Source organism: Mesorhizobium sp. P2_A8, assembly GCF_056404935.1.
Window position 1 is genome coordinate 459,063 of the sequence record NZ_JBFUDB010000007.1, and the last position, 8,854, is coordinate 467,916.

Annotated in this window: 10 protein-coding genes; 3 read left to right on the forward strand and 7 right to left on the reverse strand. The window is 62.6% G+C overall.

The genetic code is table 11. From position 1 onward, the window contains the following. Window positions 1-12: 12 nt before the first annotated feature. Complete coding sequence (locus AC1D10_RS22810) at window positions 13-441, reverse strand: MarR family winged helix-turn-helix transcriptional regulator (protein WP_379096057.1); 429 nt, start codon at window positions 439-441, stop codon at window positions 13-15. A 116-nt stretch (window positions 442-557) separates the two neighbouring features. On the opposite strand from AC1D10_RS22810, the gene AC1D10_RS22815 reads away from it, so the two are divergent. Then, the gene (locus AC1D10_RS22815; RefSeq protein WP_477275804.1) at window positions 558-965 is read left to right on the forward strand and encodes a hypothetical protein; all 408 of its coding nucleotides are present in this window, start codon (window positions 558-560) and stop codon (window positions 963-965) included. Window positions 966-1,110: 145 nt separating this feature from the next. Here AC1D10_RS22815 and AC1D10_RS22820 read toward each other — a convergent pair whose 3' ends face one another. Further along, a complete protein-coding gene (locus AC1D10_RS22820) occupies window positions 1,111-2,304 on the reverse strand; it encodes a phytanoyl-CoA dioxygenase family protein (RefSeq protein ID WP_477275806.1) in 1,194 nt (397 codons plus the stop codon). 113 nt (window positions 2,305-2,417) lie between these two features. On the opposite strand from AC1D10_RS22820, the gene AC1D10_RS22825 reads away from it, so the two are divergent. After that, complete coding sequence (locus AC1D10_RS22825) at window positions 2,418-3,437, forward strand: LacI family DNA-binding transcriptional regulator (RefSeq protein WP_477275808.1); 1,020 nt, start codon at window positions 2,418-2,420, stop codon at window positions 3,435-3,437. A gap of 11 nt (window positions 3,438-3,448) precedes the next feature. Here AC1D10_RS22825 and AC1D10_RS22830 read toward each other — a convergent pair whose 3' ends face one another. Next, window positions 3,449-5,494: an oxidoreductase gene (locus tag AC1D10_RS22830; RefSeq protein WP_477275810.1), complete on the reverse strand. Its 2,046-nt coding sequence runs from the start codon at window positions 5,492-5,494 to the stop codon at window positions 3,449-3,451. Window positions 5,495-5,635: 141 nt separating this feature from the next. Here AC1D10_RS22830 and queF point away from each other — a divergent pair, with 141 nt between their 5' ends. Continuing rightward, window positions 5,636-6,097, forward strand: a complete 462-nt coding sequence (gene queF / locus AC1D10_RS22835; protein ID WP_477275812.1) for a preQ(1) synthase — start codon at window positions 5,636-5,638, stop codon at window positions 6,095-6,097. A gap of 8 nt (window positions 6,098-6,105) precedes the next feature. On the opposite strand, the gene AC1D10_RS22840 is transcribed toward queF, so the two are convergent. The 4 genes from AC1D10_RS22840 to AC1D10_RS22855 form a co-directional block, all read right to left on the reverse strand. Next, complete coding sequence (locus tag AC1D10_RS22840) at window positions 6,106-6,720, reverse strand: hypothetical protein (protein WP_477275814.1); 615 nt, start codon at window positions 6,718-6,720, stop codon at window positions 6,106-6,108. Window positions 6,721-6,724: 4 nt separating this feature from the next. Further along, window positions 6,725-7,204 (reverse strand): DUF3828 domain-containing protein, encoded by a 480-nt coding sequence (locus AC1D10_RS22845; RefSeq protein WP_477275816.1) that lies wholly within the window; start codon window positions 7,202-7,204, stop codon window positions 6,725-6,727. A gap of 197 nt (window positions 7,205-7,401) precedes the next feature. Then, the gene (locus tag AC1D10_RS22850; RefSeq protein ID WP_477275818.1) at window positions 7,402-8,511 is read right to left on the reverse strand and encodes a mandelate racemase/muconate lactonizing enzyme family protein; all 1,110 of its coding nucleotides are present in this window, start codon (window positions 8,509-8,511) and stop codon (window positions 7,402-7,404) included. A 99-nt stretch (window positions 8,512-8,610) separates the two neighbouring features. Then, the coding region (locus AC1D10_RS22855; RefSeq protein ID WP_477275820.1) for a cobalamin-dependent protein at window positions 8,611-8,854 on the reverse strand (244 nt) is incomplete at its 5' end.

Sequence of the window (8,854 nt, forward strand, 5' to 3'; positions counted from 1 at the left end):
GCCAGTCCGACTTTAGCTTTCCACATTGGCCCGCAACACCGCCAGCACCTGTGCGAACTCCGCCAGCCGCTCGTCGGGCAATCCCACCCGCAGCCGCTTGTCGAAGACAAGTGCTGCCTTGCGCAGTGTCTCGAACATCGCTTCTCCCGCCTCGGTCAGTTCGACGAGATGAACCCGGCGGTTGACGGGATCGCGGCGGCGCGTCAGCAGGCCCTGTGTCTCCATCGCGTTGAGATGATGGGTCAACGTCGCGCCCTGGATGCCGATCATGCCGGCGAGCTCGCGCTGATTGGCAAGCTTGCTCGACTTGACCGACAACAGAGTGAGCCAGACGGGCAGCGTACCGCCGGCTTCGACCAAGGCAGCGTCAAAAGCCTGGGCGACAAGCTTGGCGGTGCGGCCGAGATTCATGCCGACTGGCGGGCGGTCGAAAGGCGTCATCGTCAGACACTAGAACAAGGGAACGGCCGATGGAACTGGCACCGGTTTATACATTGACACCTAACCGTTAGATATCTAACTGTATGGCAATGGCGGACGAAAGAGGAGATCCTGTCATGCAGTATGTCTATATCGTCGTTATCGGCCTTCACGTCATGGCCGGTGTTTTCTGGGCCGGCACCACGATCACGCTGGCACGCGATCCCGATATCCGAGCCGAGCGCTTCATCCAGCCGCAGATGGGCGCGGCCGGCATGGTTTTCCTGACCGGAGCGCTGCTCTGGTATTTCTTCCATGGCGCCTATTTCGGCTCGATGGAAATGGTGCTGGCGCTTGGCATCCTGACCGCTTTCGCCGCCGCCGGCGTACTCGGCGGCATGGTCAGGGCGCCCAGCAGACGGCTTGCCGGTGCGAATGCGGAAACCGAAACGCAACTGCGCGCCAAAATGGCAACGGGTGAGCGCATTGCCGCGTGGCTGCTGGTCGTCACCGTGCTCTGCATGGCCGTCGCCAGGATGGTTTGAGACGCAGCACAACCTCACAGAATCGTACGTTGTCTGGCGCCGAGCCAGTGACGTGCGGGCGCGCGGTCAGGCCGGCGTACACGGGCTCTCGTACGCAGGTCCGGCCGCGCGCCACCATAGCTGCCAATTGCAGTAGCAGGCCTTCTCAGGTCAGCTTCTTACAGGCCTGGTTTTCGAGTGCCTCCAAGAAGGCGGCAGGCTCCCATTTCGCATCGAGCGCGCGGCGGAAAAGTGCCTGTTGGGTTTCCGGTGCAAGGCCGCCGAGCGGCGGGTCACGATCCAGATTGGTCGGGAAGGAATACCCCTCCGCCGAACTCGCTATGGCATTGTCCGCCGCCCCCCTGGTCAGACTGCCCTCTTCCAGCATGCGTTTCAGCGCGGGATAGAGAACCGCGCTCATCCGCGTGCGATCCACGCTCTCCATGGCGCGGCCATAGGCTGATGACACCTGCAGCAGGTTCGCCATGCGCTGGATAATCGCGGACCGGTTGGTGCCGGCGGCGTGGAACAGGGCCGGATTGAAGAACGCCGCATCACCCTTCTGCAGGGGCAGTTGAACGTGGTGCTCGGCGAAATAGGCCTGGAATTCGGGGCGGTTCATCGCAAGGTATCCGGGAAGATAGGTCTGCGAGTAAGGCAGGTAGAGCGTGGGCCCGCTTTCCACCGGCATGTCGCAATGGGCGACGGCACCCTGCAGCGTCAACACGGGCGAAATCCGATGGACATGCACCGGATAGCGTTCGATGACCGACGCGGTCTGGAAGCCAAGATGATAATCCCGGTGCGCCGACTGCGACGCGCCGCCCGGCCTGACATTGTTCACCTGAGACGTCAGCTGGTATGCCGGTCCTAGCCATGCTTCCGATATCAACGCGACAATGTCGTTGCCGTAGTAGGCGGCAAAGGTTGCCGGGTCGCGCAGGCAAAGCTTCTCCAGCGCATTCCATATCCGGTCGTTGGCGCCGGGTTTGGCAAAATGGTCGCCACCACCTGCCCCGGCCGCACGCTCTTCAGCGATAATGGCGTTGAACGCTGCCGTCGCCGCATCGATGGGCGCCACGTCGTCGAACGCGCCACGGAAGACGACGACACCCGGGCCATCGGTCATCGCCTCGACCCACTCGGCGAGAAGAACCTTGCGCCTGTGCGGATCGGCAGCAGCGGCCCGTACCGAGGCTCCGTCGTAGATCAGCACATTTTTCTGGACCTCGGTCGCGAACGGATAGTCAGCCAGGTTTGTCGCCCGCTGCGTCAACGCGGCGAAGTCGTCGATGCTGCACATGTCGGCGGTGAGCCAAACGCGATCGGATCTGAGCTTGGCGGAATTGTCGGTTTTCATGGCATCCTCCCTCTGGTCTTGTCTCGACTGGATGGTGGAAGTATAGCTTTAGCTGACATGAGGCACACAGCTGGAACACCTCAAAAACACCTCACAGTTGATCAGGTCCACTGATGTCGCATCCATTTCTGGTAAAAGACATTGCACTGCAGGCCGGCGTCAGCATCGCCACTGTCGACCGTGTTCTGCATGGACGCAGCGGCGTGCGTCAGCACACCATTCGCAGGATCGAGCAGGCGATCCGCGAACTGGAGACACAACGCTCCCAGGTCGGCTTGTCCGGGCGCAAGTTCATTCTCGATCTGGTCATGGAGGCTCCGGTGCGCTTTACCGAAGCGGTGCGAGCGGCGCTGGAAGCCGAGATGCCTGGCCTGCACCCGGCCGTGTTTCGGGCGCGCTATCATCTCGCAGAAGTACGGGCGGCGGCAAACACCGTCTCGCTGCTTGACGCGATTGCCCGCCGCGGCAGCAACGGCATTTTTCTCAAGGCGCCTGACGTACCCGAGATAGCGGCCGCTGTGGATCGGGTTGTCCAGTCGGGGATACCTGTCGTCACACTTGTCACCGATCTGCCGAACAGCCGCCGGCTGGCCTATGTCGGCGTCGACAACCGCGCCGCCGGCGAAACGGCTGCCTACCTGATCGGCGCATGGCTTGGTAAAAGGCGCGCCGATGTCCTTGTCACCCTCAGCAGCAGCCGGTTCCGGGGCGAGGAAGAGCGCGAAATGGGCTTCCGCCGGGCCCTGCGCGAGCACTTTGCCGACCTTGGGGTCGTCGACGTCAGCGAAGGGCACGGCATCGATCGCCCGACGGGCGATTTGGTCCGCACCGCACTGACACATCATCCCGACATTGCGGCCGTGTATTCCATCGGGGGTGGAAACGCGTCCATCGTGCAGGCATTCGCCGAACTGAAACGGCCCTGCGGGGTGTTCATTGGCCACGATCTCGACGTCGACAATTTCGAATTGTTGCGAAGCCGGCGGATCTCAGCCGTCCTGCATCACGATCTCAGGCAGGACATGCGCACGGCATGCGTTCACATCATGCGGGCACAGGGCGCATTGCCGAAGTCGGTCGCGCCAGTCGCGTCCAACATCCAGATCATCACGCCGTTCAACATGCCAACCTAACGACCCGGGCATCAGATCCGCAGACCGAACCTGATGCCGTCATAGATGGCGGCATGGATGTTGCGCGAGGCGACGGCGTCGCCGATGCGGAACAGCACGAAGCGCGCTTCTGGATTGCGTGCCGGAAAGATGTCGCCACCGCTCACCAGCCGCTCGTAATCCACTGCGCCGCCATTCTTCGACAGCGGCTTCAGGGACAAATAGAGATCGTCGAGCGGCAACGTGCCGTGCTCGACCACCACCTGGTCGACCCGCCGCTCGCCGCGCCAGCCGTTGGTGAAATCCGAAGCCAGTTCCGCGACCAGCTGATTGCCCTCGCGCCGCACCGACCGCAGCCGCGTGTTGATGGTGATGGTGACGCCCTTTTCCTGGAAAGCGCGCATATAGGGCACGTGGTTCATGCCGCCCATTTCCGGCGCGAAGAAGCGCTCGGGCGAGACGAGTTCGAGTTTCGAGCCGGCATTGGCGATCAGTTCGGCCGCGCCCATGCCCTGATGGCCGCCATTGTCGTCAAAAAGCAGCACATTTTCGGCCGGCTTGACGCTGCCCGCCATGATGTCCCAGCTCGAGGTGACGAGGTTGTCGCCGGCCGTCAGCGGCGGGTTCTGCGGCAGGCCGCCAGTGGCGACCACCACCACGTCTGGCGACAGCGCCAGAACGTCGTCCTGCTCCGCCCAGGTGTCATAGCGGATCTCGACGCCGAGCCGGTCGAGTTCGGCCAGCCGCCAGTCGATGATGCCGATCAATTCCTTGCGGCGCGGATTCTGCGTCGCCAGCCGAATTTGACCACCGGCCTGGCTCGAGGCTTCGAGCACCGTCACCTTGTGGCCCCTCTCGGCGGCGACCCGCGCAACCTCCAGCCCGCCGGCGCCGGCGCCGACGACGACGACGTTCTGCTGCGGTCCTTCGGCCCTAGCGATGATGTGCGGAATATCGGCCTCGCGGCCGGTCGCCGCATTGTGGATGCACAGCGCCTCGCCGCCTTCGTAGATGCGGTCGAGGCAATATGTGGCGCCCACGCAAGGACGGATCTCGTGCTCGCGGCCTTCCATCACCTTGCGGATGATGTGCGGATCGGCGATGTGGGCGCGGGTCATGCCGACCATGTCGAGCTTGCCGGTGGCGATGGCGTGGCGCGCGGTGGCGACATCGGAAATCCGCGCTGCATGGAAGGTCGGGAATTTTGTCGCCGCCCTCACCTCGCCGGCGAAATCGAGATGCGGCGAAGAGCGCATGCCGGCCACCGGGATGACCTTGGTCAATGCTGCGTCACTCTCGATCGAGCCGCGGATGATGTTGAGGAAATCGACCTTGCCGGAGTTGGCTAGCCGCCTGGCGATCTCGACGCCCTCCTGTTTCGACAGGCCTTTCTCGAAATCCTCGTCGGCGACCATGCGGATGCCGACCACGAACTTTTCGCCGACCGCCGCGCGCACGGCATCGAGCACAATGTTGGTGAAGCGCAGGCGGTTGTCGAGCGAGCCGCCGAACTCGTCGTCGCGCTGATTGGTGGCCGGCGACCAGAAGCCGTCGAGCAGATGGCCGTAGGCTTCGAATTCGATGCCGTCGAGGCCCGCGGCCTTGCACCGCTGCGCGGCCGAGGCATAGTCGGCGACGATGCGCTCCATGTCCCAGTCCTCGATGGTCTTGGGAAAAGCGCGATGCGCCGGCTCGCGGACCGGCGAGGCCGAGAGCACCGGCAGCCAGTCGGCCTTGTTCCAGCCGGTGCGGCGGCCGAGATGGGTGATCTGGATCATCACCTTGCAGTCGTGCTCGTGACAGGCATCGGCGAGCTCAGCAAGCCACGGCACGATCCGGTCGTCATAGACATGCAGATTGCCGAAGGCGGCCGGACTGTCGCGGGAGACGATGGCCGAGCCGGCGGTCATGGTCAGCGCCATGCCGCCCTTGGCCTTCTCGGCGTGGTAGAGCCGGTAGCGTTCTTTCGGCATGCCGTCCTCGGAATAGGCCGGCTCATGGCTGGTCGACATGACCCGGTTCTTCAGCGTCAGATGCTTGAGCTGATAGGGCTGGAGAAGCGGATCGTTGCTGGTCATCGTCTTCCTGCTGTTTCAAATTGTGCAGAAGCAGCGTGCGCTGCTTCTGATCCTATTTTTAATCATCGGATTCATCCGAAAACCGCTGCGCACTTTTCGGTCCGATGCTAAGGAGCGGCAAATTCGAAGGAAATACTGCCCATGACCGTAACCAAGAACCTCACTCAGCTCGGCGCGCACGTCGAGACGCCACAGAGCCCCGATCAGGCGATCCTGGAGACCGTGCCGTTCGCGCGCGGCGACGGCCCGCCGGCGATCGTGCGCTTCGTCTGCCCGGAATTCACCTCGCTCTGCCCGGTCACCGGCCAACCGGATTTCGCCCATATCGTCATCGACTACGCCCCTGACGGGCTGCTGGTGGAATCGAAGTCGCTGAAACTGTTCATGACCTCGTTTCGCAACCACGGCGCGTTCCATGAAGAATGCACAGTCATGATCGGCCGCCGCATCGTGGCGGCAACCAAACCGCTGTGGTTGCGCATCGGCGGCTACTGGTTTCCGCGCGGTGGCATTCCGATCGACGTTTTCTGGCAGACCGGTGCGCCGCCGGAAGGCGCCTGGTTGCCCGACACAGGGGTCGCGCCCTATCGCGGGCGCGGTTAGTCTCCCGCTCATTCGCACTGGTACTGGCTCAGCGCCCATTCGCCCGTCACCGACAGCAGGTCCGATATCTTCCAGTCGCCGTCGACCTTCTTGAACTTCCATTCCAGCCGGTGCGGATTGCCGGCGACGACGAAGGCGACAATGACCTTGGCCTGGTCGCCATTGATCGCTTCAAGCGTCTTCAGGCTCTTGTCGATCTCGGCCTTGTCATAGTCCGCATTGTCGAGCGCCATGTTGGGGTCGAGACATTCGCCCTGCCCCGATTTGCGCAGGGCATCGCTCTTGTCGAGCACGGTTTTCGCAGGATCGATGAAATGGCTGCGCTGCGCAGGATCGATCTCCAGCCCGACCTGATCGTAAAACGGCCTGACAACCGCCGTCGGTGACCCCGGCTGGATCGGCGCGGCGGGCGCGGCATCGGATGGCGACCATCCGACTGGCGGCGTTGCCGGTTCCACGGCACCGCCGGGCGCAGTTGCCGGCGGCGCCCCGCTGTCAGCCGGGGCGGTGTCGGCCGGGGTATTCGCCGGCGGCGCACCGAACAGTCCTTGCGCGGCAGCGGCGTTCAAACCCGCCGCCAGCAGGCATACAGTCGACAGTGCCAGGAACGGGCGACGGGCCATCGCTTCACTCCGGCGTCTGGCCGCCCATACATTCCAGCGCACTGAGCTTCCAGTCGCTGGTCTTGGAGGCGATGTCCGATATCTTCCATTTGCCGTCGACCTTCTTGAGCGACCAGACCATTTCACGTTTGGAATCATCGCCTTCCGAAAAAAGGCTGAAGGACGCGGTAACCTCGGCATTGTCGGCATCCACCTTCTCAGCCAGTTTCAGCGTTTTCGAGACAGTCTTCTGATCGAAGTCCTGTGCGTCCAGGCCAGGATCGAAATCGATGCAGGCGACCTCGTCCGGGTTCTTTTTCTTTGCCTGGTCGTTCAGGTCGAATAGGTTCGTCACCGGTTCGGTGAACCGATCCCGGTATCGCTCGTCGGCCTCGAACTTGACCGCCGGAACATAGAAGAATTTCACCGCGTCGGACGCCGGTCCGGCGAAGGCGCCCGCAGGCAAGGCTATCGAAAGGGCGGCAACGAGCACTGTCAGTCGCATGCAGAATCTCCGGCTTTTGATGGCTTGAGGCTATCAATACCACGCATCCTGCATATCGGCTTTTTTGCGGCTCATGAAGTCCTGCGGCGCCGGCCCCAGGCGCCCCGCCAGACTTTCTGGAGGTTCGCAAAAGCACTTCCGCGGCTAGCTGCCGACGATACTGGCCAGATATAATCGCCGCGACCATCACAGGATTCTCAGCCTCCGAAAGTCGCGACAGGCGCCTTGAGACGGGAGCGCTCAGGCTTGACACCGAGCCCTGGCATCTGCGGGACGCGTATATGCCCGTTTTCGATGACGACGGGGTTTACCGGATCGGTATGCCCTTCGATATATTCCTGCGCGATCCAGGCGCCCTCAAAACGGCTCGGCTCGACGGTAGCGGCGAGGTGCACACATGCCGCGGCGATGACGTCCCCACCCCAGGCGTCGTCGCAGCTGTGCGGAAGCGATCGTATCGCACACAGGTCGCGGACCGTGACCATCTTGGTGAGGCCGCCAAGGCGGGTGACCTTCAATCCGAATCCGTCCGCGATACCTGAAGAAACTGCCCGCAGGACGGCATTCAAATCCTCGGTATTCTCATCGAGGTAGACCGGATGGGTTACGCGTCCCTTGAGACTCGCGACTTCCTCCATGGTGTTGCAAGGCTGTTCGAACACGAACGGGATTGCCTGGCAAAGCCGATCGATGTGCAGCGCCGCCGCGGCGGTGAGGCCACGATTGGCGTCGACGGCTATGCGGGCCTTGAAGCCAACCGCTTCCCATACCTTGTGCACGGTGGCGACGTCTTGCTCGAGATCCCGTCCGCCTATCTTGATCTGAAGTCGTGGGTATCCGGCCTTGACCTTGTCGACGGCAATACGCGCCGTCTCGTCCGGTGCACCGACAATAGTCGAGTAGTACGACGGCACACGATCGGTGAGCGCCCCGCCCAGAAGTGTTGAAACCGGAACGCCCAGCCGCAGGCCGGCGAGGTCGAGGAGAGCTATGTCCAAGGCCGCCTTGGCATAGTTGTGACCATTCAACCGCTCGTCCATTCTTTTCGCGAGGCGGCGCATGGACGCAGTGTCCTCACCAATGAGTCCCGGCGCCATTTCGGCAATTGCTGCTCTCGCACCCAGAGCATGTTGGGGCTGATAGACAGGACCGACCGGGCACGTCTCACCCCAGCCTGACAGTCCGTCCTCGGTGGTCACTTCAACGAGTGTGCTATCCAGATTCTGCACGGTATCGCTAGCCATCCGGTAGGCGCCGCCTTTGACGGGCAGAAGGACCTGATAGACTTTGATCGATTCGATGCGCATACGGACCTCAGCCTCCTTCCAGCCAAGCGATTCTGGCCATCTTGCCATCCGGGTGCATGACGGCGCTCTCGGTCACAAACATGGATCGAACTGCTGTGCTCAAGTCCGCAAATTGTGCTTGCGCTTCATGAAGTCCTTGGCGGTCTCGACCGCCACCGCCGCGTCGCGGCAGTAGGCATCGGCGCCGACGGCCTTGCCGAATTCCTCGTTCAGCGGCGCACCGCCGACCAGCACGACATAGTCGTCGCGGATGCCCTTTTCCTTCATCGTGTCGATGACGACCTTCATATAGGGCATGGTCGTGGTCAGCAGCGCCGACATGCCGATGATGTCGGGCTGATGC

Bases quoted from the DNA above. Each gene is read 5' to 3' on its own strand.
- AC1D10_RS22840 (WP_477275814.1), bottom strand. From the start codon at position 6,720: ATGGCCCGTCGCCCGTTCCTGGCACTGTCGACTGTATGCCTGCTGGCG.
- AC1D10_RS22850 (WP_477275818.1), bottom strand. From the start codon at position 8,511: ATGCGCATCGAATCGATCAAAGTCTATCAGGTCCTTCTGCCCGTCAAA.
- AC1D10_RS22825 (WP_477275808.1), top strand. From the start codon at position 2,418: ATGTCGCATCCATTTCTGGTAAAAGACATTGCACTGCAGGCCGGCGTC.
- AC1D10_RS22820 (WP_477275806.1), bottom strand. From the start codon at position 2,304: ATGAAAACCGACAATTCCGCCAAGCTCAGATCCGATCGCGTTTGGCTC.
- AC1D10_RS22815 (WP_477275804.1), top strand. From the start codon at position 558: ATGCAGTATGTCTATATCGTCGTTATCGGCCTTCACGTCATGGCCGGT.
- queF (WP_477275812.1), top strand. From the start codon at position 5,636: ATGACCGTAACCAAGAACCTCACTCAGCTCGGCGCGCACGTCGAGACG.
- AC1D10_RS22845 (WP_477275816.1), bottom strand. From the start codon at position 7,204: ATGCGACTGACAGTGCTCGTTGCCGCCCTTTCGATAGCCTTGCCTGCG.
- AC1D10_RS22830 (WP_477275810.1), bottom strand. From the start codon at position 5,494: ATGACCAGCAACGATCCGCTTCTCCAGCCCTATCAGCTCAAGCATCTG.
- AC1D10_RS22810 (WP_379096057.1), bottom strand. From the start codon at position 441: ATGACGCCTTTCGACCGCCCGCCAGTCGGCATGAATCTCGGCCGCACC.